The organism is Paraburkholderia sediminicola, assembly GCF_046030555.1.
In the GTDB taxonomy this organism is placed as follows: domain Bacteria; phylum Pseudomonadota; class Gammaproteobacteria; order Burkholderiales; family Burkholderiaceae; genus Paraburkholderia; species Paraburkholderia sediminicola_E.
On record NZ_JAQQCH010000015.1, the window covers coordinates 35629 to 57734 of the forward strand.

18 protein-coding genes are annotated in these 22106 nt (G+C 62.6%); 5 read left to right on the forward strand and 13 right to left on the reverse strand.

The genetic code is table 11. From position 1 onward, the window contains the following. Nucleotides 1-16: 16 nt before the first annotated feature. Both PQQ52_RS21320 and PQQ52_RS21325 read right to left on the reverse strand, forming a co-directional pair. Nucleotides 17-349 carry a hypothetical protein gene (locus tag PQQ52_RS21320; RefSeq protein WP_408215469.1) on the reverse strand — a complete coding sequence of 111 codons (333 nt, stop codon included), beginning with the start codon at nt 347-349 and terminating at the stop codon, nt 17-19. A gap of 229 nt (nt 350-578) precedes the next feature. Then, nucleotides 579-2462 carry a bifunctional sugar phosphate isomerase/epimerase/4-hydroxyphenylpyruvate dioxygenase family protein gene (locus PQQ52_RS21325; RefSeq protein ID WP_408215472.1) on the reverse strand — a complete coding sequence of 628 codons (1884 nt, stop codon included), beginning with the start codon at nt 2460-2462 and terminating at the stop codon, nt 579-581. Between the two features lie 320 nt (nt 2463-2782). Here PQQ52_RS21325 and aroQ point away from each other — a divergent pair, with 320 nt between their 5' ends. The 3 genes from aroQ (at nt 2783) to PQQ52_RS21340 (ending at nt 5592) form a co-directional block, all read left to right on the forward strand. Beyond that, nucleotides 2783-3238, forward strand: coding sequence for a type II 3-dehydroquinate dehydratase (aroQ, locus tag PQQ52_RS21330; RefSeq protein ID WP_325046400.1), 456 nt, complete (start codon nt 2783-2785; stop codon nt 3236-3238). Beyond that, the gene (locus tag PQQ52_RS21335) at nt 3235-4128 is read left to right on the forward strand and encodes a shikimate dehydrogenase (protein ID WP_408215475.1); all 894 of its coding nucleotides are present in this window, start codon (nt 3235-3237) and stop codon (nt 4126-4128) included. Before aroQ ends, PQQ52_RS21335 begins: the two co-directional genes overlap by 4 nt. Before the next feature lie 84 nt (nt 4129-4212). After that, nucleotides 4213-5592, forward strand: a complete 1380-nt coding sequence (locus PQQ52_RS21340; RefSeq protein ID WP_408215478.1) for an MFS transporter — start codon at nt 4213-4215, stop codon at nt 5590-5592. A gap of 84 nt (nt 5593-5676) precedes the next feature. Here the strand turns inward: PQQ52_RS21340 and PQQ52_RS21345 are convergent, their stop codons facing one another. The 5 genes from PQQ52_RS21345 to PQQ52_RS21365 form a co-directional block, all read right to left on the reverse strand. Beyond that, complete coding sequence (locus tag PQQ52_RS21345) at nt 5677-6372, reverse strand: TetR/AcrR family transcriptional regulator (protein WP_325046397.1); 696 nt, start codon at nt 6370-6372, stop codon at nt 5677-5679. A 121-nt stretch (nt 6373-6493) separates the two neighbouring features. Beyond that, complete coding sequence (locus PQQ52_RS21350; protein ID WP_408215482.1) at nt 6494-7825, reverse strand: NAD(P)/FAD-dependent oxidoreductase; 1332 nt, start codon at nt 7823-7825, stop codon at nt 6494-6496. A gap of 132 nt (nt 7826-7957) precedes the next feature. Continuing rightward, nucleotides 7958-8740 carry an anti-sigma factor gene (locus PQQ52_RS21355; RefSeq protein WP_408215484.1) on the reverse strand — a complete coding sequence of 261 codons (783 nt, stop codon included), beginning with the start codon at nt 8738-8740 and terminating at the stop codon, nt 7958-7960. Beyond that, nucleotides 8740-9309 (reverse strand): RNA polymerase sigma factor, encoded by a 570-nt coding sequence (locus PQQ52_RS21360; RefSeq protein WP_408215486.1) that lies wholly within the window; start codon nt 9307-9309, stop codon nt 8740-8742. The genes PQQ52_RS21355 and PQQ52_RS21360 overlap by 1 nt, the downstream gene beginning before the upstream one ends. Nucleotides 9310-9794: 485 nt before the next feature. Continuing rightward, nucleotides 9795-10727: a dihydrodipicolinate synthase family protein gene (locus PQQ52_RS21365; RefSeq protein WP_408215489.1), complete on the reverse strand. Its 933-nt coding sequence runs from the start codon at nt 10725-10727 to the stop codon at nt 9795-9797. Between the two features lie 147 nt (nt 10728-10874). On the opposite strand from PQQ52_RS21365, the gene PQQ52_RS21370 reads away from it, so the two are divergent. Together PQQ52_RS21370 and PQQ52_RS21375 are read left to right on the forward strand one after the other, a co-directional pair. Then, complete coding sequence (locus tag PQQ52_RS21370; protein WP_408215492.1) at nt 10875-11882, forward strand: LysR family transcriptional regulator; 1008 nt, start codon at nt 10875-10877, stop codon at nt 11880-11882. 196 nt (nt 11883-12078) lie between these two features. Further along, nucleotides 12079-15159, forward strand: a complete 3081-nt coding sequence (locus PQQ52_RS21375; protein ID WP_408215494.1) for a transglycosylase domain-containing protein — start codon at nt 12079-12081, stop codon at nt 15157-15159. A gap of 117 nt (nt 15160-15276) precedes the next feature. Here the strand turns inward: PQQ52_RS21375 and PQQ52_RS21380 are convergent, their stop codons facing one another. The 6 genes from PQQ52_RS21380 to PQQ52_RS21405 all read right to left on the reverse strand — a co-directional run bounded on the left by PQQ52_RS21380 (nt 15277) and on the right by PQQ52_RS21405 (nt 22058). Then, nucleotides 15277-16503 carry an ROK family transcriptional regulator gene (locus PQQ52_RS21380; RefSeq protein ID WP_408215495.1) on the reverse strand — a complete coding sequence of 409 codons (1227 nt, stop codon included), beginning with the start codon at nt 16501-16503 and terminating at the stop codon, nt 15277-15279. 30 nt (nt 16504-16533) lie between these two features. Then, on the reverse strand, nt 16534-17331 hold the full coding sequence (locus PQQ52_RS21385; protein WP_179740863.1) for an ATP-binding cassette domain-containing protein: 798 nt from the start codon (nt 17329-17331) through the stop codon (nt 16534-16536). A gap of 20 nt (nt 17332-17351) precedes the next feature. Continuing rightward, complete coding sequence (locus PQQ52_RS21390; protein ID WP_408215498.1) at nt 17352-18338, reverse strand: ABC transporter permease; 987 nt, start codon at nt 18336-18338, stop codon at nt 17352-17354. Nucleotides 18339-18500: 162 nt separating this feature from the next. Next, nucleotides 18501-19505 (reverse strand): sugar ABC transporter substrate-binding protein, encoded by a 1005-nt coding sequence (locus tag PQQ52_RS21395; protein WP_408215500.1) that lies wholly within the window; start codon nt 19503-19505, stop codon nt 18501-18503. A 482-nt stretch (nt 19506-19987) separates the two neighbouring features. Next, nucleotides 19988-20746, reverse strand: a complete 759-nt coding sequence (locus PQQ52_RS21400) for a flagellar brake protein (protein ID WP_408215503.1) — start codon at nt 20744-20746, stop codon at nt 19988-19990. Nucleotides 20747-21020: 274 nt separating this feature from the next. Further along, entirely contained in the window at nt 21021-22058 is a 1038-nt protein-coding gene (locus tag PQQ52_RS21405; RefSeq protein ID WP_408215505.1) for a LacI family DNA-binding transcriptional regulator, read from the reverse strand. Between the last annotated feature and the right edge of the window lie 48 nt (nt 22059-22106).

Here is a 22106-nt window from a genome sequence, read left to right on the forward strand (position 1 = left end):
GTTACCCCTTCTTACCTCACGGCGCGCAGGTTTTGCTCGCCGATTCAATCCATAGATTGCCTACGTGCCGCTTGCCCGCGTAGAAGCGGTAAGTCGTTGCGCCGTTGTCGCTGCGTACCTTGACGATATTCGAATCGCCGAAGTCGAGCATCTGGCCTTGCGGGATTGCTGTGGATTTGAATGCCGCGTTGTGGCTGGTCGCCACTTGAGTCAGGCAGGCGACCACATCGTTGACCGAGCGCTGCGTGGTGGTGTCCGTGACGGCCTCGCCGGCATCCGGATTCTTCTGGAAATAAGCGCAAGCGCTGAGAAGCAGGGGAACTGACAGGACTACGGCAAACTTCTTCATATCTCTCCTGGCGTTTCATTCGGTCGACGGGGCGCGCGACGCCCGCGTGGGACAGAGTGGGCGCGGCACCGGACCGCGGATCAACCGCCATTATATCGGTGCGGCGTGCTCGCTTGAGCCGATGCAGCATGGCCCATGCCCGATTCGCCCGATTCGCCCGAATCTGCCGACCGCCAACCGCCAACCGCCAACCGCCAACCGCAATCCTCCGGCGCGCCCGGCCGGCCGCCTATTTGCGACGCTGGGCCTGCGCGGCGAGCCGCACAGCTGCGTTGGCCGCGCCATAGCCGTCGTAGCCACCGCGCCGTTCCACAATCTCCATGAAAAAGCGCTGATCCAGTTGTTCGGTGTAAGCGTGGAAAAACTCGCCACCGCGTTCGTCCCTGTCGTACAGGATGTCGTACGCCCGCAGCGCCTCGAGCGTCTCGTCCGGCAGCGCATAGCGGGCGGCGAGGTCGTCGTAGTAATTGCGCGGAATGCGCAGCACCGGCAAACCGTCGGCGACGAATTCGGGAATCGCGCTGAAGATGTCGCCAGTGCCGAACGCGACGTGGTTCAGACCCGAGCCGTGGTAGGTGTGCAATGCTTCAGCCACGGCCGTGTGATGGTCCACCGACGCGTTCAGCACGATGCGTACCGAACCGTCACGACTGCGCAGCGCGCGGCTGCGCACCAGCCCGTACGGGTCGGGCACCAGCACGCCCGGCTCGGCCTGGAAGCCGAACGCGGTCCGCAGAAACAGAACCCACGTATCCAGCGAAGGCGCCGGCACCGACAGGCAAACGTGATCGATGCGCGTGAGCGGCCCGACTTCGGTCGGACCGTTGACGTCGGTGAGCACGAAATCGGCTTCGAACAGGGTGGGCTGGTCTGGCGTCTCGTCGACGAAATAGTTCAGGCTGCCGTCGGGCGCCTGCACGGCCGGCAGCACGCGTTCGTTCGGGCCGACCTGGCCGGAGAATGGCGCGTAGCCGAACCCGGCGGCGCGCTCGAATGCCTGATTTGCGTCGTCCACACGAAACGCCGACGCGCACAGCGACAAACCATGCTGCTGGAAGAAGGCGTTGGCGAACGAATCCGGTTCGGCATTCAGCACGATCGAAGCTGCGCCGTGCTGAAACAGCGTCACATCTTTCGAACGATGCTGGCCGGCCTGGCGAAAGCGCAGCTTGCCGAGCCAGTCGACCAGTTGCGCGCGGGTGGTGTGGTCGACCGCGAACTCGAGAAACTGGTAGCCGACGTGCGCGGGCGCAGCGGGCGACTGGTAGAGCTCGCCGACCGGCTGCCGGGCGGCTTCAAGCCGCGCGCGAGTCTGCTCCTCGAGAAACAGCAGCGAGCGATGACCGTCCGCCGCGGTGATCGTGGTCGGTGCGGCGCGAAAACCATCGTTGAAAATTTCGAGCGAAAGCGGCCCTGTGTAGCCGGTTTTCACGACCTGCGCGGTGAAGCCTGCCAGATCGAAATCGCCCTGGCCCGGGAAGCAGCGGTAGTGGCGGCTCCATTCAAGCACGTCCATGGCGAGTTTCGGCGCATCGGCGATTTGCACGAAGGCGATGCGGTCGCCCGGAATATCGGCGATCGCGTCCACCGTATCGTTTAACGACAACGCGTGAAAGCTGTCGAGCACGAGCCCAAGATTGGGATGATTCACCGCGTCGACGAGCTTCCACGCATGGCGGTAGGTCTTCACGTGCTTACCCCACGCGAGCGCCTCATAACCGGCGATCACGCCGGCCGCTTCGGCCGCGCGGGCTAGTGCACCCAACTGGTCGGTCATCAGCAAATCGTCGCAGATAGTGTCGGGCGAGACGTTGCTGCACACCAGAATCCGGTCCGTACCCAGTTCGTGCATCACGTCGAACTTGCGCTTGGCCCGATCCAGATTGCGTTCGAGGCGTTCCGGACTCACCCCGTCGAAATCGCGGAACGGCTGGAACAGGATGATCTTCAGCCCGAGATCCTCGGCGATGCGCCGCACGTCGGCGGGTGAGCCGTCGAAATACAGCAGGTCGTTCTCGAAGATTTCGACGCCTTCGAAACCCGCCGCCTGGATGGCAGTCAGCTTCTCGACGAGGGTTCCGCTGATTGACACGGTGGCAATCGAACGTTGCATGAACGGCTCCTGCAAAAACAATGAAACGGCTGTTGGGACTGCGCGAAGCGGCCGCTGTGCCGCATCGGCATACCTTGCGGTTCGCCATGCTGCAATGCGCAAAATGGTCTAGCTGGTTACCTGAAATGAGCAATATGCAAGCTGGAAATACCCACACTAACCGAAATTTCCGACAGTTTATACAAACTAACTAGATGGTACAAATTCGTATAAACCCCGAATGACGATTGCGGTCAATGCGCGCACACTGCGATTACGTTGTAGAGCCACGGCGCATGCTGTGGCCCGCTTTATGCCTTATTTTTGCAGGAGTGGTCGTCATGAGTTTTGCATCAGTGCTGGTCCTCAACGGACCGAATCTCAATCTGCTCGGCACGCGTGAGCCCGCCATCTATGGCTCGGAAACGCTGGACGACGTTGCGAAACTTTGCAGCGATGCGGGTGAGCGGCTGGGTCTGTCGGTCGGCTTCTGCCAATCGAACGCCGAGCATCAACTCATTGACTGGCTGCATGCGGCGCGCTCCAAGGTTGACGGTATCGTGATCAATCCTGCGGCTTACACGCATACCTCGGTGGCGATTGCCGACGCGCTCACCGCGATCGAAAAGCCCGTCATCGAAGTGCATATTTCGAATGTGCATCGCCGCGAAGCGTTCCGGCATCACTCGTACGTGTCGGCCGTGGCCGAAGCGATCATCATCGGTTGTGGTACGCAAGGCTATGTGCTCGCTCTGGAGCGGATGGCGACCATCCTTAAGAATCGGGTGGCTAAATGAACATGCCAGCGAACACACAAGCGAACACACAAACGAGCGCCAGATCGTTTCTCGTCGGTCTGATCGGTTCAGGCATCGGAGGATCGCTCAGCCCCGCGATGCACGAGGAAGAGGGCAGCAAGCTTGGTCTGCACTATGTGTATCGGCGCATCGATCTGGAAGCGTTGAAGCTGGACATCGCGGCGCTCTCCGATCTGCTCGTCGCCGCCGAACGCATGGGCTTCAACGGACTGAACATCACGTACCCGTGCAAGCAGGCGGTCATTCCGTTGCTCGACGAACTCTCCGACGACGCGCGCGCACTCGGCGCGGTCAACACAGTCCTGTTCAAGGACGGCAAACGTATCGGTCACAACACGGATTGGTCCGGTTTCGCGCGTGCGTTTCAGCGTGGCCTGCCGGACGTTTCGCTGGGGCGCGTCGTGCAGTTGGGCGCGGGCGGCGCTGGCGCAGCGGTCGCGCATGCCGCGCTGACCATGGGTGCGCAAACGCTCACGCTATTCGACGTGGATACCACGCGCGCCGCGTCGCTTGCCGCTGAATTGCAGAGGCGTTTCCCTGCATCCACCGTCAGCGCCGGCAACTCGCTGGCCGAATCGCTCGCTGCCGCGAACGGCCTGATTCACGCGACGCCCACCGGCATGGCGAAATTGCCGGGCTTGCCGTTGCCGGTCGAATTGCTGCACCGTGGTTTGTGGGTATCGGACATTGTCTATTTCCCGATCCGCACCGCGCTGCTGCAAGCCGCCGAAGCGCTCGGCTGCCGCACGTTGAGCGGCGGCGGCATGGCGGTGTATCAGGCGGTCGACGCGATGCGCATCTTCACGGGCCTCGAACCCGATGGCGAGCGCGTTTACACGCACTTCCAGTCCTTGTTGCAACGCCCCTAAGGAAGCCCCTGGGGGACGCTAAGCCGGTAGCACGCGAGCCGTACACAACCGGTACACAAACCAGACCGAGGAGACAGAGACGACATGCCGCAACCTATTCATTCCACACCCGCCGACGCGACGCGCCAAACGAATGCCGCGGCGAGCACCACGCGCCGCTCGAAAGCCCGCTACAAGATCCTCGGGCTACTGGCCGTCGGCACGATGATCAACTACCTGGACCGCACGGTGCTTGGCATCGCGGCGCCGCAGTTGACCAGGGAACTCGGCATCAATGCCGCGCTGATGGGATTGCTGTTCTCCGTGTTCTCATGGAGCTATGTGGCCTCGCAGATTCCGGGCGGTCTTTTTCTCGATCGCTTTGGCAGCAAGCTCACGTATTTCCTGTCGATGACGTTCTGGTCGCTGTGCACGCTGGCGCAAGGGCTCGTGCATGGCATCGGCGCGTTGTTCGTGTTCCGGCTCGGCCTCGGCGTGTCGGAAGCGCCGTGCTTTCCAACCAATAGCCGCGTGGTGGCCACATGGTTTCCGCAGAGCGAACGCGCAATGGCGACCGGCACGTACACGGTCGGCGAATATATCGGCCTCGCGTTTTTCAGCCCGTTTCTGTTCATGCTGATGGGCGCGTTCGGCTGGCGTTCGCTGTTCTACGTGGTGGGCGGCGTGGGCCTCGTGTTCGGCATGATCTGGTGGTTGTTCTATCGCGAGCCGCACGAGCATCCGACCGTCAATCAGGCGGAACTTGACTATATCGAAGCAGGCGGCGGTCTGACGCACCGCAAGAAGGACGCCGATCTTTCCGGCGCACCGGCTGCATCGGCTGCAACGGCAAAGAGCGGCTTCGAATGGCGCACCATCGGACGTCTGCTCAAGCATCGTCAGCTCACGGGGATCTGCCTCGGCCAGTTCGCCGGTAACTCGACGCTGGTGTTTTTCCTCACCTGGTTCCCCACCTATCTCGCCACCGAACGCCATATGGCATGGCTGAAGATCGGCTTCTTCGCGATCATGCCGTTCATTGCCGCGTCGATCGGTGTGATGTTCGGCGGTATCTTCTCCGATTGGCTGCTGCGTCGCGGCAAGTCGCCGAATGTGGCGCGCAAGCTGCCGATCATCGCCGGCCTGCTGCTCGCGTCGACGATCATTCTCGCCAACTATGTCGAGAGCAACGTGGTGGTGATCGCGATTCTGTCGGTGGCGTTTTTCGCGCAGGGGATGGCAGCGTTGGGCTGGACGCTGGTCTCGGACATCGCGCCCGAAGGCCTGCTCGGTGTGACCGGCGGCATCTTCAACTTTGCCGCCAATCTGGCTGGCATCGTCACGCCGCTGGTGGTGGGATTCATCGTTGCGGCAACCGGCTCGTTTGTCGGTGCGCTGGTGTTTATCGGCGCGGTCGCGTTGATCGGCGCGCTCTCGTACATCTTTATCGTCGGCGATATCAAGCGGATCGTGCTGGTGGATTGAGCCGCACGGCTTGATCGAATAGCCTCAGCAAAAAAAGCGGGACTTGGCCTAGGCCAAGTCCCGCTTTTTCGTGTCCGCCTTGCTTCAGTCTTCCTTGCGCACGAAACGCAGCACGGCGTCGACGATCATCGCGCGATGACGCGCGCGCAGGCGCGGGTGCGAAGGATCACGGCCGAACGCCGTACCGAAGGTATGGCGATTGCCGATGCGGTGAAAGCACAGCGAGCTGATCATCAAGTGCAGGTCGATCGCATCGACGTCGCTACGGAACAGTCCCGCCGCGATGCCGCGCGAGAGCAGATCTTCGATCGTATGAATGACGGTGACGTTGCGGCCTTTGAAGCTCTTCACCTGCTCGACGTATTTCGCGCCGTGAATGTTCTCGATCGTCACGAGGCGGACGAAGTCGCGCTGACGGTCGTGATAGTCGAACGTGAACTCGACCAGCGCGCGCATGCCCTCGATCGGATCGAGTTCGCTGACGTGCAGATCCTGTTCGAGCGCGCGAATGTCGCCGTACACTTTTTCCAGCACGGCCTGGTACAACCCTTCCTTGCTGCCGAAGTAGTAGTACAGCATGCGCTTGGTGGTGTTCGTGCGCTCCGCGATCGCGTCGACGCGCGCACCGGTCAATCCCATCGCGGAGAATTCCTGCGTCGCGACGTCGAGGATGTTGCGCTTCGTCTGTTCGGGATCGTACTTGCGTCGGGCGTCGCTACGCGGAGCGTTGGACGCGATGCCGTTGGTATCAGGCTCGGCGGCCTTGCTTCCCTTTTTCATTGTGTATTCGAGCGGCAGTGACGGCGCATTCTAGCATGGTAAAACCGGCCTCCGGAGTGGGTCCCGGGCATCAGCAGCGGCGTATCGAGCCGCGTATCGAATAGCCTCACGGCGAATAGCGTCAAGGCGTCGAGCGGGTCGCGGGCCGCCGGGCGGCGAGTGCGTCGCGCGTCTGCATGGCGGTGTAGGTGAGTTGCGCGGCCGCGAGACCGAGCGCGCCGTAGGTGGGCGTCAGGCCGAAGGCCGCGAACGCGTTGGGCACCGGCCGTTCGCCGGAGATGGCCGCCGCCAGCAATTCGCCCGAGACAGTGGCGGGCGCCATGCCGTGGCCGCCGAAGCCAACCGCGTACCAGACGCCGTCCGCGCTGCAGCCGATTTGCGGCATCTTGTGCCGCGCATAGCTCATCAGGCCGCCCCAGGCGTGTTCGATACGCACATCGTGTAGCTGCGGATAGACCTTCAGCAGATCGCGCCGTAACAGCCGCGCGATGACCTCGGGAGCGCGGTCGCGAACCGAGATGCGGCCGCCCCACAGGATGCGTGTGTCGGGCAACGGGCGGTAATAGTCGAAGGCGAAGCGGGTGTCGTAGACGGCGGCGCGGGTGTCCATCGCGTCTTTCAGGCGTGCGCCGAGCGGTTCAGTGGCCATCACGTAGGTGGCGATCGGCAGGACCGCGCGCTCGACCCGCGCATAGACGTTGCGCGTATAGCCGCCGCCGGCCATCACAACGTGGCGTGCTTCGAGCGCGCCGTGTGGCGTATGCACCACGAAACCCGCACCGTCGTGACGGGCGCCGCCGCGCCGGGCGCCGTTGCGCTGCAAGCGCACAACGGGGGACTTCTCGTGAATCTGCACATCCGCGTTGGCCGCGGCGCCAGCGACACCAAGCACATATTTCAGCGGATGAAAGTGGAACGCGTTGCGCTCGAACAGGCCACCGTGATAACGGTTCGTCTTCAGTTGTGAGGCAAGCTCCGCGGCCGCCATGGGTTCCCACTCGACGCCGAACGAATCCCGCATCAAACGCCGCTGCGTGTCGAGCCTTGCCGGTTCGTCGAACCAGTTAGCGAGAATCACGCCGGCATCGGTCACGTCACAATCGATGTGGTAGCGCTGGATACGCTTACGCATCAGATCGACGGCGTCGGTTGTCAGCGTATAGAGTTCGCGCGCGCGGGCCGGCCCGAGGGTTTTCAGCAGATCCGCGCAATCGAGGCTATAGCCGCCGAACACAAAGCCGCCGTTGCGTCCGGAGGCGCCGAAGCCGACCTGCTCGGCCTCGAGCACAGCGATGTCGGCGACGCCACGTTCGGCGAGCCCCAACGCCGTGGACAAACCCGCGAGGCCCGCACCAATGATGCAGACGTTGACGCTCCGCCGGCCGGTTAGCGGCGCGTAAGCGGATGGGTGCCCGGCAGAGCGGGTGACGGTGGCTTCGTAAAAGCTTTGCATGGAGTCAGGGTAGCGGGAATGTCACGCTCACGTCCAGCCATCGCGCGATGACCGCGCCGGAGACCTGGAAAAACAAAGTTCGGCATCCGCAAAAAAGCGCATGCCGACCTTGCCCGTTGATACCGAACCGGTTCAGGACACCGGCAGCAGCTTGCCGCTGAACACCACTGGACCGCTAGGCGCATTGTGATCGGGCGAGCCGCCCGGCGCTTCGATCGAGACCGCCAGCGCCTGATAGCTCTCCGGCTTCTGCAAGCCGGCCGTCACCCTGCCGCTGGCGCTGTCAGGCAACATGCCGAGGGAGACCGGATGGCCGTTCGCCGGAATGCCCCACAGCTCCATCGCCCGGCCCGCCGGCAAATCGACCTTGCCGAGCGGATGCAGCGTCATGGTGGAGTGGGCTTCGTCCCAGGCGACCAGCATGACCGGATGCGCTTCCTTATTGTTCAGCACGGCCACATGCGAAACGGCCGTTTCCGGCTGCTGCGCGACGGTCGGCGCCGTGGGAGGCGTCGCACCGGACGGCAACAGCGAGCGCACCGCGACCACGACAGCGACTGCGGCCAGTCCCGTGACACCGAGTGCCCAGCCACGCCAGAACGCGAGATTCTCGAAGATACTGCCGGACGGACGCGCGGGCTTTTCGACCACGGTGCGCGGTCGTGCCGCCTCACGCGCAGCGGTGAGGCCGAGACGCCGCTCGATGGCGTCCCACACGGCAGCCGGTGGCATGCGCGGCTCCGCGAGTTCGGCCAACGGCGAGATGCGCCGTTGCCAGGCTTCGACGGTCTGACGGATGACCGTATCGTGGTCCGCGTAACGTTCGAAGCGGCGCCGGGCGCCCCCGCGCAAGGTGCCGAGCACATACTCGGCAGCCAGCATGTCGACCAGTTGAGGATAGCGATGGAGATTCATCACTCGCCTCCCAAGCAGGTTTTCAGCTTGGCAAGGCCGCGCCGGATCCAGGATTTGATGGTGCCGAGCGGCACCGTTAGAACCTCGGCGATCTCGCTATGGCTTTGATCGCGCAGGTAGGCGAGCGCAACCGCCTGACGCTGCGCCGGTTCCAGTTGCTGCATGCAGCCGGCCAGCAAACGTGCCTGCAGGCTGACCGCGGTCAGCGCTTCGGGATCCGGATCGCCGGTTGCCACAAGATCGTCCAACGCATCGCTCCATTCTGTTTCCTGTGGATTGACCCGCCGCAGGTGATCGAGAGCACGGTTCCGGACGATCGCCGACATCCACGTCATGGGGGCGGACAGTGCCCGGCGGTAGTCGCCGGCAAAGCGCCAGATATTGACGAAGCTGTCCTGCAATACTTCTTCGGCCCACTCGTGCCTGCTCAATATACGGAGCGCGAGGCCAAACAGTTTCGGGGCGGCGAGATCATATAGCTCACGCAGCGCCGCGGCATCTTCTTTGGCAATGCGTTCGAGCAACCCGGCGAGGGTTTCCGGCGTCAGTTCTCGAGGATTGGCGGTCATGGAAAGTGATGTGGTGGGCTTGCGGGCTTATGTTACCCAGTTTCTTCCCGGTCTTATATGTGATTTTTCCGGAGTGGACTGCATCCGCCGAGCTTATTTCTGCGTATACGGTTGCGGGGCCCAGGTGCGCCCGGACTTTGCGTCATCGCGGAATCGAGTCGTCACGCGACGCGACGGGCGCGGCACTAACAGTGCGCCAACGGGGCCATTTACGGGGGACTTGAACACGGGGTGCGTGTGCAGGGAGGCGTAGGGCCGTTGCACAAGCCTGATGAGCGGCGGCAACGGAGCCACGCGACGCGGGATGGATAGTGCGGCGCGGGCGTGTTCGACGGTGAAGGGCGACGGGCTCATTCCAGATGAGGTTCGGGCCGTTGTCGGTGGGTCGACAGCGGCCCGGGCGGAATGGGTTCGCCTGCCCGTTGCCTTTTCTTTCGGGGGCCTCAGCTTGCTTCAGGCAGCTTCGGGTTGACTTCGGTTTGACCTTACCCGCCCCAGCGCAACACCAGCGGATCGAGCCGCCTCGCGACTTTCAGCAAGCCTGCACGCGTGGCCGGATGCATCGGCGGCAACGGATGGCGCACCGCGTCTGAGCGAATCACGCCGCCTTCTTTCATCAAAGCCTTGCATGACGCGAGACCGCCCTGACGGTTTTCGTAGTTGATGAGCGGCAGCCACTGCTGATAATGGGCAGCGGCCGCTTCCGTGTCGCCCGCCGCATAGGCGTCGACGATCAACCGGATGCCGTCCGCGTAACCGCCGCCTGTCATCGAACCCGTTGCACCCGCATCGAGATCGGCCATTAGCGTGATCGCTTCTTCGCCGTCCCACGGACCCACCACGGCATCGCCGCCCAGTTCGATCAGCTCGCGCAGCTTGTTCGCTGCTTGCGGCACTTCGATCTTGAAGTACGAAACGTTCTGCAGTTCGCGCGCCATACGCGCGAGAAACGGCGCCGACAGCGCCGTGCCGCTGACGGGCGCATCCTGGATCATGATCGGAATCCCGATTGCATCGGACACCGTGCGATAGAACTCATAGATGCCGCGCTCGCCGATGCGAATCGTCGCGCCGTGATACGGCGGCATGATCATCACCATCGCGGCGCCCGCCGCCTGCGCGCTGCGGCTGCGTTCAGCGCACTGGTGCGAGCTGAAATGGGTGGTCGTGACGATCACCGGCACGCGGCCGGCGACGTGTTCGAGTACCTGGTGCATCAGCGTGTTGCGCTCGTCGTCGGACAGCGCGAATTGTTCCGAGAAGTTCGCCAGAATGCACAGGCCGTTGGAACCCGCGTCGATCATGAAATCGATGCAGCGTTTCTGTCCTTCCAGATCGAGATGGCCGGCCTCGTCGAAGATGGTCGGCGCGACGGGGAACACGCCGCGCATTGGAGCAGGGTTGGGTGTCTGGGTCATGGTGGTGGGCGTTGTACCGAGGTGGTCAGGCGTGGGTTTTTGAATGTCTCCACCGCTGACTATACGGCGGCGTGCGTGGCGGGTATATTGAATTGTTTCCATCTTGTGATCGCTTTTGCGACTCACCCCGCAGTTGCCCGACAACCTATGAAAGACACCCTGAACGTCCTGCTGTCGAGACTGCGCATGAAGCAGTTGCAATTGCTGATCGCGCTCGACGACCACACGTCGCTGCACAAGGCCGCCAGCGCGATGTCGATGACGCAATCGGCCGCGAGCAAGGCGTTACAGGAGCTGGAGTCGATGTTCGAGGCGCCGCTCTTCGAGCGCTCGAAGAGCGGCATGATTCCGAACCAGCTCGGCCACTGCGTGATCCGCTACGCGCGGCTCCTGGCAACGGACCTGACCTCGCTGTGCCAGGACGTCGCCGAGATACGTTCGGGGCGCGGTGGGCGTCTCGCGATTGGCGCGATCATGGGCGCGATTCCCGAATGCGTCGTGCCGGCACTGAACGATCTGCATGCCGGGCAGCCGGGTCTGTCGATTGAAGTAATGGAAGACACGAGCGCGCGCATGCTGCTGCAACTCGACCAGGGCCGGCTCGATCTGGTGATCGGGCGTGCGGCGGTTGCCGCCGATCCGTCGAAATATCACTATCATCCGCTGGGGGACGAGCCGTTATCCGTGGTGGTGGGGTATGGCAATCCGCCATTGCCCAGGAAGGAAGTGAAACTGCGTGACCTGGCCGGTCACCGCTGGGTAATGTATCCGTCGCACATGCCCTTGCACGCCTTGCTCGAACGGGAGATGGATCTGGCGGGTCTCGAGATGCCGGACAACCCGATCTCGACGGCCTCCACCTTCGTGACGGTGGCGCTTCTGCATAGCAGTCCCGATCTGGTTTCGCTCTTGCCGACCGCGATCGCGGAATTGTTCGTACGGCAGAAAATGTTGCGCTTCGTGCCGGTCAGGTTGAAGTCGCCTTCGCAAACTTTCGGCATTGTGACGCGCAAAGGCGGCGTGTTGTCGCCGCCGGCTGAGCAATTCATCGAGTTAATACGTGGGCGAACGGCGGGACAGGGGGCGCCGTTGGGGAATCAGGCGGTGAAAAAGGAAAAAGCGGAAAAAGCGCAGAAAACACAAAAACCCGCCTGAAACGACGATTTTTCGATTGACGGAAGACGTCCAATATCTCACGCCAGTCGGCGCTCCGCCATGCCTTGTGATTGCGGTGTTGCGGCGACGACACTGTCGGGTAAATCTGAACCGATTGCACGCTCGCGTTCCGCGCTACACTTGATTGAAGGTGCGCCAGAACCAAGATCACGGCGCACGCTCGGGGAGAGCAGCCATGAATCGGCCACTGATTCGGTTACCGCTTCGCACAACGGGCACCGCGCCTGTCAGGAAGTGGCTCAAATGGGGGCTGGCAGCGGCATTTCTGCTCGCGCTGGCTTTGGCGGCCCGTTTTGTTCAGATCGAGATAGAAACCTCTCGATTGCAGGCGCGCTATCTCTCGGAACTCACGCGCGATGTGGGTTTTTCCGTCGCCGATGGTCCAAGTCATTCCATCCGATTCCCTCAGACAGATAAAGGCCCCTACGACAGTCGGCTCGGCTACGCGTTGCTGCCTTCGTTCCAGCAGCGATTGCTCCAACGCGGGTTTGAAATCAGCGCACAGTCGCGTGATTCCGAACGCATGCTGTCGCTGGCGGATGAAGGTCTATTTATTCCCTACGCCGAAAAAGACCAGGCGGGGCTGCAACTCTTCGACGGCACCGGCGCGCCGCTCTTCGGTGCCCAGTTTCCGGGCCGCATTTATAACAGCTTCGATTCAATCCCGCCGCTTGTCGTCAATTCGCTGCTGTTTATCGAAGACCGCTATCTGCTCGATCCGGATCAGCCGAACCGCAATCCGGCAATCGACTGGGGACGCTTTAGCCGCGCGCTAGTCGATCAGGGCGCGCGTGTACTTAACCGGCATCAGTCGACGCCGGGCGGCAGCACGCTCGCCACCCAGATCGAAAAGTTCCGCCACTCGGCTGGCGGGCGCACCGCAACGCCACCGGAGAAATTACGGCAAATCGCATCGGCATCGGTACGCGCGTATCTGAACGGCCCGCAGACCATGCCCGCGCGTCAGCAGATCGTCGTCCACTATCTCAACTCGGTGCCGCTTGCCGCACAACCGGGCATTGGCGAAATCAACGGGATGGGCGACGGTCTGGCCGCCTGGTACGGCCGCGATTTCAACGACGTCAACCGCATTCTCAAAGCGCCGTCGACTCAGGACAATCTCGCGGAGCAGGGCGTGGCGTTCCGCCAGGTGCTCTCGCTGATTATCGCGCAACGTGCGCCGTCGTATTTTCTGCATCATGGTTATGCCGAACTTGAACGTCTGACGGATAGCTATTTACGGCTGCTGGCGAACGGTGGCGTGATCACGATTGCCCTGCGTGATGCTGCGCTGTCCGCGCAAGTCGATCTGCGCCACGCACCGAATACGACGCAGAACGCAGATTCGTTCGTGTCGCGCAAGGCTGTGACGTCGATGCGCTCGCATCTGTTGGCGGCGCTCGGCATTCCGAGTTTCTATGAACTCGACCGGCTCGACTTGCAGGCAAAGGGTACGCTCAACAACGCCGTGCAGCAGGCCGTGAGTGAACGGCTCGCCGCCGCCGGGACGCGCGACGGCGCGAAAGCCGCGGGGCTTGTCGGTTTTGAAATGCTGCGCGCCTCCGACGATCCGTCGAGAATCGCCTATAGCTTCACGCTGTTCGAACGGCGTGACGGCGCGAACCTCGTGCGAGTGCAAACCGATAGCGTCAACCAGCCCTTCGACATCAACTCCGGCGCGCGGCTGAATCTTGGTTCGACCGCGAAAATGCGTACCGTGGTGACGTATCTGCAGATCGTCTCCGACCTGCATGCGCGTTATGCTCCGCTGAGCACAGCGGAACTGAAGGCCGTGAAGCCCGATCCGAATGATCAGCTCACCCGCTGGGCGCTCGACTATCTGGCGCATACCTCGGATCGCTCGCTACAAGCCATGCTCGATGCGGCCGTGGAACGTAAATACTCGGCGAGTCCGGGCGAAACGTTTTACACGGGCGGCGGCGCGCAGACCTTCAACAACTTCGATTCCGACGACAACAGCCGCATTCTCACGGTGCACCGCGCGTTCCAGCATTCGGTGAATCTGGTGTTCGTGCGGCTGATGCGCGATATCGTCCACTACGAGATGGTGCAAACCACCGGACCGTCGTCGCAATGGCTGGGCGATCCGGCGATCCGCAAGATGTATCTCACGCGTTTCGCCGATCAGGAAAGCCGCGTGTACATGAATCGTTTCTACACGAAGTACCACGGCAAAACGCCCGACCAGGCGTTGGCCCTGCTGCTGCTCGGCGTACGTAAATCGCCGCCTAAAGTGGCGACAGTGTTGCGCAGCGTCGCGCCGGATGAATCGAATGCGTGGTTCAACGCGAAGATGCGTGCGGCGTTGAAGAACACGCCGGCTGCCTCCATGCTGGACGATGAAGACCTGGCGAACCTGTACGACAAATATGCGATCGACCGCTTCAATCTGAACGATCGTGGCTACATTTCGAGCGTGCATCCGCTGGAACTGTTGACGCTTAACTATCTGCGTGCCCATCCCGATGCGACGCTCGACCAGATACAGACCGCAAGCCGCGATGTGCGTCTGTCGACTTATTCCTGGCTCTTCAAGACCCGCTATCACGCCACCCAGGATCGCCGCATCAAGCGGATGGTCGAATTGCGCGCGTACGATGCGATTGGCAAATCGTGGCAGGCACTCGGCTATCCGTTCGCGACGCTCACGCCGTCGTACGCGGCGGCGATTGGCGCATCCGGCGACCGACCGGCTGCGCTCGCGCAACTGATCGGCGTGATTGCCAACGGCGGCAACAAGGTGCCGACCGAAAGCCTCACGCAACTCGATTTCGCCAAAGACACGCCATACGAAACGCATTTCCAGCGCGCGGCGGTGGCGCCACAGCAGCAGATGTCACCGGAGATCGCCGGGGTTGTCAGAGTGCTGTTGCGTGATGTCGTGTCAGGCGGTACGGGCAAGCGTCTCGCGCAGGGCATGATGTTCCCTGATGGTCAGACACTCGAGGTTTATGGCAAGACGGGCACCGGCGATCAACGCTTCAATGTGTGGGCCAAAGGCGCGCGCCTGATCGAGTCGCGCAAGGTGAACCGCAGCGCAACCTTCGTGTTTGCAATGGGAGACCGCTTCTACGGCACGCTGACCGCCTATGTGCATGAACCGTATGCGGCCCGCTACGATTTCACCAGCGCGCTGTCGGTGCAGTTGCTGAAGTCGCTTGCGCCGGTGTTGCAGCCGTTGCTGGAGAATCCGCCGGCCAACACTGCTTCTGTCGCGAAGGTGGCGGCACAATGAGCGGCTGGTTAGCCACGGGCAATCGTCGCATGAAGGCCGTGCAAGACCTGACCTGATGACCCAAGGTGCGCTCGTTGCGGACCTGGGCGAATCAGGAAAACAGATCCGTCTCGACGCCTAATATCCCGCGTCTGTCGCCGGCTTAAGGAACAGTTCGTGCACGGGCGCGAAATGCGCGTACAACGGCAGAATCGCACCGCCCATTGCCCGCGCATCGGCACCGATGGTGCCTTCGAGCAGCTGCGGGCGCACCATGCCTTCCCATTCAAAACGATCGAGCACGCGCTCGGTTCTGCGGATGATTTCGCGGACCAGTTGGCGGTCGAACTCGCCGTCGATCACCACCGCTTCCAGGTCGAGCAAGGCAGCCGCATTGGTCGACGCATTGGCGATCGCGGGGCAAGCGGTGTCGAGCCACTGTTCGGTCTGCCGCCACAGTTCAGGCGACAACGCGCGATGGTCATGCGCGGCGGCGGGCGGCGCGCCCGCATCGCTCAATAGCTGTTCCAGAACGAAGCCCGATGCGGCGTGCAGCAGTTGCCGCGCCGGCTGGCTCGCGTTGCCGTCTCTCAACGGAATTGAGCCGACGGCGCCCGCGTTGCCATGCGGTCCGCCATGCAAGCGGCCGTCGATCACCAGGCCGCCGCCGATAAACGTGCCGACAAACAGATACAGAAAATTATGGATCCCGCGGCCCTGGCCCATCACGAGTTCGGCCGCGCAGGCAGCCGTGGTGTCTTTGGCAAACTCGACGGGCAAGCCCGTCATCGTCGCGATGCGACTGCGCAAGTCGATCTCGTGCCACGCTTCCAGCGCTTCCGGCGGTGCGCCGAGAAAGTCACGCCAGCCGCCGAGCCACAACGGTGCCGCGACGCCTACGCCCACCACTTTGTTTGCCTTCGCGCCGAGCGTCTGATTCACGCGCGCCAGTCTGCTTTCGAGCGCGGGGAACAGCGTGCGCGGATCGGGATAGGCATACTCGAATACGTCGCGGCACACCACGTGGCCCGCGAAATCCATCGCCAGCACGTCGAGGCTGCGGCGTCCGACCTTGATGCCGATGGTGTACGCGCCATCCGCACGTAATGCGATCGGCACCGAGGGTTGACCAATGCGGCCACGCACGCGCGCCTGCTTCTCGAGCAGGCCGTCGTCGATCAGACGGTCGACGATCATCGACACCGTCTGCATCGACAGACGGGTGAGACGGCCTACGTCGGCTTTCGGCAGCGGCCCATGCAAGCGGATCGTCTGCAGAACGATTCGTTCGTTGAACTGCCGCATGCCGACCTGATTCGAGCCGACCGTGCGTTTGACGGGAGAGCGGGTGCCGGTGGTGTCCATCGTCGCGTGCCCCTCAGCGGGATGCATGCATCATGCAATGGCCTTGACGTCCGCTTCCTTCGCGCCCGTCATGATCGCCACGGCCTCCGACATGTGGATGTCTTTGGTGTTCACCACCGCGGCACGCCGGCCGAGCCTCTGGATATGAATGCGATCCGCGACTTCAAACACGTGCGGCATGTTGTGGCTGATCAGGATCACGGGCAGACCGCGCTCGCGCACGCGGCGGATCAGTTCGAGCACCATGTTGCCTTCTTTCACGCCGAGCGCGGCGGTGGGTTCGTCGAGAATCACCACATGCCGCGCGAACGCCGCGCTGCGCGCGACAGCCACGCCTTGACGCTGGCCGCCGGATAACGTTTCGACCGCCTGGCGCATCGAGCGGATGCCGATCTGCAAATCCTTCATGTGCGCGGTGGCTTCCTCGAGCATGCGGCGCTTGTCGATCATCTTGAAGATCGAACCGCGCCAGCCCGGCTTGACGAGTTCACGGGCGAGAAACAGGTTTTCGGCGATGCTCATGGCAGGCGCGACCGCGAGTTCCTGATACACGGTTTCGATGCCTTGCGCGCGTGCATCCAAAGGACTGCGGAATTTGACCGGCTTGCCGTCGAGCAGGATTTCGCCTTCATCGGGTACGGTGGCGCCTGAAAGCGCCTTGATCAAGGACGACTTGCCCGCGCCGTTATCGCCGATCACGGCGAGAATCTCGCCGGGCAGCACTTCGAAATCGCAGCCGTCGAGCGCGGTGACGTTGCCGTAGCGTTTGACGAGTCCGCGCGCCTGCAAAACGGGCATCACGGCAGAGGCGGAAGTAGGTGTCGACATGACAGGTTCCTGTTGAGTGCTCAACCGCGACGATGGGAAAGTTTGTCCGCGGCCACCGCGAGAATCACCAGCATGCCGGTGATCAACACCTGGTAGACCGAAGAGACGCCGATCAGCGTCAAACCATTGCGAAACACGCCGACAATCAGCGCGCCGAGCAGCGTGCCGGTAATCGAGCCGCGTCCACCGAACAGACTCGTGCCACCCAGCACCACGGCAGTAATGCTGTCGAGGTTCTCGGTTTGCCCTGCCTGCGGATCGCCGACGCCGGTACGCGACACCGACAACAGCGCGGCGATGCCGTAGATCGCACCGGCCAGCGAATACACGGTAAGCAGGATCTTTTGCGACGAGAGGCCCATCAGTCGAGCGGCTTCGGGATTATTGCCGAGCGCATACAGATGCCGGCCGGGCACGGTGTCGCGCAAGACGAACCATGTCGCCACGTACATCAGCAGCGTGAGCACGGTGCCGTAGGTGACGTCGGCGGGGCCGAGTTTGAACGTGTTGCCGAGGAACATGATCGCGTCCGGCAGGTTCGAGACGCTCTCCGCGTTCGAATAGATCTGCGTGAGCGCGAACGCAATGTTCAGCGTACCCAGCGTGACGATAAAAGCCGGTAACTTGATCCGCGTGATCAGCACGCCATTGAGCGCACCGAACAGCGCGCTCGCGGCGATGCCGCACAGAATCGCGAGAACGGGCGGCACGCCGAGCGTGACCGCGAATTTGGTCATGATGATCGAGCCGAACGCCATCACCATCCCGCACGACAGATCGATCCCGCCTGTCAGCACGATCAGCGTCTGGCCGATGGCGATGACGGCGACCACCATGGTCTGTTGCAGGATTAGCGAGAGGTTCTGGAACGACAGGAACCGGTTGCTCTGCGAGATGAAGAAGCCGCAGGCCAGCAGCAGGGCGATCAGTGGTCCGATTTCAGCGAGCGACGGCAAGCGTTCGCTGAAGGGGCGCGAGTGGCTGGCGGGCGCAGAAGGAGTCGACATGATAGGTGTCCTAGATACATGAACGTGGCGTGCAGGCCATGCGGTGAATACAGCGGTCGGCCATCCGGCCGCCGCGTCTGATCCGGCGATCAGCGTGGCCGGCCATCCAGTGGCTGGCGAGCCATCGGCGGCCCATCGAAGTGGGCCGCCGTTCGGAGCGCGTTACTTGTTGCCCCAGCAGTTGTCGAGGCCGAACTTCGTATCCTTGCTGTCGACGCCGGACATCGGCTTGTCGGTGATCAGCGTCACGCCCGTGTCCTGATAGCCGGAGACCTTCTTGCCGGTCTTCGCATACTCGACACCCGCCGTCACGCCGAGCGCGGCCATCTTCAACGGATACTGCTGCGAGGTCGCGGCAATCGCGCCGGCCTTCACATTGCGTACGCCTTCGCAGCCGCCGTCGATGGAAACGATCATCACGCTCTTATCCTTGCCCGCCGCCTTGAGCGCGCGATACGCACCCGCTGCGGCCGGTTCGTTGATCGTGTAGACCACGTTGATGTCCGGCGATTTCTGCAGGCAGTTTTCCATCGCCGTCTGGCCCTTCGCCTGATCGCCGCGGGTGTCCTGGCTGCAGACGATCGACGGATCGCCTTCCTTCACGCCGAAGCCTTCCAGGAAGCCGTTATGACGCAATACGCCGACCGATACGCCGGGTGCGAGATCGAGCGTGGCGATCTTCGCGGGTTTACCGTTCATGGCGGTTTTCGCGTACTTGCCGATCAGCACGCCGGCTTTGAAGTTGTCGGTGGCGAAGAGGGCGTCAGTGGCATCTTGCGGATCGGTCGGCGTGTCGAGTGCGACCACCATCACACCGGCCGCGCGCGCTTTCTTGATGCTCGGCACGATCGCTTTGGTATCGCTCGGCGTGATCAGAATGGCTTTCGCGCCGGCCGTCATCATGTTTTCGATGGCGGTGACCTGGCTCGCGTTGTCGCCGTCGAACTTGCCGGCCGCGGTGAGCAGCTTGGCGCCGTCTTTCGAGGCGGCGGCTTCGGCGCCCTGTTTCATCTTCACGAAGAACGGGTTCGTGTCGGTCTTGGTGATGAGCCCGACGACAGGCTGGTCGGCTGCCTGGCTCGCGCTCGCACACCACACGGCCGATGCCGCTACGCACATCGACACGATTTTCCTGGCGACAGGGTGCCTGCGGGAATTCAGATTCATGGGACGCTCCTCCGGTTATTGGCAACAACGTTGTGGACTGCGGGCGGTTGCACACGCGAACGCTGCGCGTTTGCAACCTGTTTGCAACCTGATTGGGGACCTGGCGTGGAACCCCAATGCAATTCCAAGGGTAATCCGACGCGGACCGCCTAAATCACTTGGATTGATTTAGTACAGCAGGCGGGCGGACGCACGTCAAGAAAACGATTGGGATGGGGGTTGACGTGCCGAAACAGCCGGGAGGGCGGAAAAGCTTGCGGGGCGGGGATTGGCGGGCGTAACGCGGTGCGAGATCGAACGCAGGAACTTGGGGAAAGTCCTGGCTCGATTGAAGGTGAATTGAAATCTTAAGGGATGTTTCTCGAACGCATTGGCGTGCGTCGTGAAGATTTTCAGTGGGGGTTGAAAACAACGATTCTCACAGCGATGACCGCAAACCTGATCAATGCCGTGAGAATCGCGGCGCGCGCGCTTGAGGGTGCTTACCGGCGCGTCACGAGCGTTTGACGCTTCGTTTCGAGTTGGGTGACGACACGTTGCAGGGTCCGTTCCGCCGGCCCCGGTGTCTGCATGAACTTGCAGCCGATGACGAAGCGACGGTCGCCCTTCGGTGTAGTCAATTGCCGCGGCGCGACGATTTCCAGATCGAGTCGCAGCGTGCCGAAGCTGCCGAGTTGCAGCGTCACGTCGCGCAATACGGTGCCGCTTTCAAGTGAGCCGAAGCGCTCGTCGGCGGTTTTCAACGCCACGCCGCCCAATGAAAGGTCCTGCAGTTCCAGCCGGAACGAACCGCCGTCCACATACGGCCCGCTGGCGATGTACGGATCCAGCACGGGCGTTTGCACGCGGAAGAATTCGCGGCGTTGAACGTAGTAGAGGAGCGCCGGAAAGGCTGTCTCGAAAGCCGGGCGCCCGTCGAACATGATGGGGTTTGCGTTAAGCGTCGTGAACTCCGTGCGAATGCCACCCGGCAAGCTGCGGAAGATCAACTGGCGCGCGGCCGGTAGCGCGTAGTTGTCGGCATCGACACTGCCGGCGTCGAAGATGAAGCGGGCATTGCGCGAGTCGACATCGAGTACTTGTGTAACGATCTGACGGCCGTTGAATTCCACCGTCACGAAGTCCTGCCCGGTCATCAGCTTGCGTAGGCAAACTGCGATTTGCAGGGGGTGACGCTGCGCGAAAGTCGAGTCCGCGTCGGACTGTTCGGCGACATCGGCGTCGAGAAGAGCGGCAATCATTTGAGTATCCATGCGTGTTATGGCCTTGGCCCGGCCAGTTGGGGGAGCGCGAGCGGCATATGATTCCTGCCGGCGCCCGGCCTTTTCCTGCTTTACTGCAGGGACCGTGCCAACTGCATGGATGAACTGATCGGCGCGATGTTTTTGCCACGGAACCGCTTGATACAGGCGTTTGCGGGCGACAGCCCGGAAGGCGGGGATGGGTGTATTCAGGGTTCGCTACGTAACGTCCCTGACACCGTTACGGCCACACGAGCGTACTCGCCCGCATCATTCATCGCGCCTGACGCGCCGCGCCGGTCGATGCGCGCACAACCAGTTGCGGCGGCGAGGAAATCCGCATCGGCACGCTTGCGGCGACCTCGCGACCCGCTTGCCCATACGAGGATTCGATCAACTCGCGCAACAGCGAAACCGCGAGACCGGCGACTTCGACGGTCGGCACAGCGACCGTCGTCAACGCGGGCCGGGACTCGCGCGCCAGTTGAATATCGGTGATGCCGACTACGGATAGATCGCCCGGCACGTTCAGACCGAGATCGGCCGCCGCGTGCATTGCACCGAGCGCCGGCAGATCGTTGGTCGCGTAAATCGCGGTGAGTGTGGGATCGGCTTCCAGCAGCGCGCGCGTTGCGGTGTAACCGCCTTGTATCGTATCGGGCGCGTGCTCGACCGGGCTTTTCGGCGCACCGGCCGCATGCACAGCCTCGGCGAATCCCTCGTAACGAGCCGCGTGAATGCCCGAGGCCTTGCTGCCGACAACCGCGCCGATCCGTCGATGCCCAAGCTCCAGCAGATGCCTGCCGGCCAATTCGCCAGCCAGTCGAAAATCGACCGCGACGCACGGCAGCCCCGGCGGGTCGTCAGGCCGCTCCCACATGCACAGCACGACGGGCGTGCCGCGCGATTCGATCGCATGAAGGTCCGCAAAATCGAGGTTGGCGTTGGTCACGAGCACGCCCTCGGAAAGCGTTCCCGCAATCTGGTCCAGATACGCCCGGCCGATCAGCGGATTCTCGTTCGTATTGCAGATGATCAGGAAGTGGCCGCTGCTGCGCGCGGCGTGTTCGACCGCGAGTGCGAACTCCGGATAAAACGGATTGGCGATGCTCGACACCATCAGCGCCAGCGTCGGCGCGCGACCTTCGGCGAGCGCGCGAGCGGCGAGATGTGGGCGATAGCCGAGCACCTCGATGGCGTCGAGCACCCGCTGCCGGGTGGCCGCGCCGACCCGGCCGCGATTGCGCAGTACATTCGATACCGTGGCCGGCGTAACGCCGGCATGCCGTGCGACTTCGCTAAGTGTGGACATGGCCTGTCAGTATTTGGGATGGCTGTTCGATATTTGCATCGGGGCGAA

Excerpts from the sequence above, each read along its gene's own strand:
- PQQ52_RS21320 (WP_408215469.1), bottom strand. The coding sequence starts at position 349 with ATGAAGAAGTTTGCCGTAGTCCTGTCAGTTCCCCTGCTTCTCAGCGCT.
- PQQ52_RS21325 (WP_408215472.1), bottom strand. The coding sequence starts at position 2,462 with ATGCAACGTTCGATTGCCACCGTGTCAATCAGCGGAACCCTCGTCGAG.
- aroQ (WP_325046400.1), top strand. The coding sequence starts at position 2,783 with ATGAGTTTTGCATCAGTGCTGGTCCTCAACGGACCGAATCTCAATCTG.
- PQQ52_RS21335 (WP_408215475.1), top strand. The coding sequence starts at position 3,235 with ATGAACATGCCAGCGAACACACAAGCGAACACACAAACGAGCGCCAGA.
- PQQ52_RS21340 (WP_408215478.1), top strand. The coding sequence starts at position 4,213 with ATGCCGCAACCTATTCATTCCACACCCGCCGACGCGACGCGCCAAACG.
- PQQ52_RS21345 (WP_325046397.1), bottom strand. The coding sequence starts at position 6,372 with ATGAAAAAGGGAAGCAAGGCCGCCGAGCCTGATACCAACGGCATCGCG.
- PQQ52_RS21350 (WP_408215482.1), bottom strand. The coding sequence starts at position 7,825 with ATGCAAAGCTTTTACGAAGCCACCGTCACCCGCTCTGCCGGGCACCCA.
- PQQ52_RS21355 (WP_408215484.1), bottom strand. The coding sequence starts at position 8,740 with ATGAATCTCCATCGCTATCCTCAACTGGTCGACATGCTGGCTGCCGAG.
- PQQ52_RS21360 (WP_408215486.1), bottom strand. The coding sequence starts at position 9,309 with ATGACCGCCAATCCTCGAGAACTGACGCCGGAAACCCTCGCCGGGTTG.
- PQQ52_RS21365 (WP_408215489.1), bottom strand. The coding sequence starts at position 10,727 with ATGACCCAGACACCCAACCCTGCTCCAATGCGCGGCGTGTTCCCCGTC.
- PQQ52_RS21370 (WP_408215492.1), top strand. The coding sequence starts at position 10,875 with ATGAAAGACACCCTGAACGTCCTGCTGTCGAGACTGCGCATGAAGCAG.
- PQQ52_RS21375 (WP_408215494.1), top strand. The coding sequence starts at position 12,079 with ATGAATCGGCCACTGATTCGGTTACCGCTTCGCACAACGGGCACCGCG.
- PQQ52_RS21380 (WP_408215495.1), bottom strand. The coding sequence starts at position 16,503 with ATGGACACCACCGGCACCCGCTCTCCCGTCAAACGCACGGTCGGCTCG.
- PQQ52_RS21385 (WP_179740863.1), bottom strand. The coding sequence starts at position 17,331 with ATGTCGACACCTACTTCCGCCTCTGCCGTGATGCCCGTTTTGCAGGCG.
- PQQ52_RS21390 (WP_408215498.1), bottom strand. The coding sequence starts at position 18,338 with ATGTCGACTCCTTCTGCGCCCGCCAGCCACTCGCGCCCCTTCAGCGAA.
- PQQ52_RS21395 (WP_408215500.1), bottom strand. The coding sequence starts at position 19,505 with ATGAATCTGAATTCCCGCAGGCACCCTGTCGCCAGGAAAATCGTGTCG.
- PQQ52_RS21400 (WP_408215503.1), bottom strand. The coding sequence starts at position 20,746 with ATGATTGCCGCTCTTCTCGACGCCGATGTCGCCGAACAGTCCGACGCG.
- PQQ52_RS21405 (WP_408215505.1), bottom strand. The coding sequence starts at position 22,058 with ATGTCCACACTTAGCGAAGTCGCACGGCATGCCGGCGTTACGCCGGCC.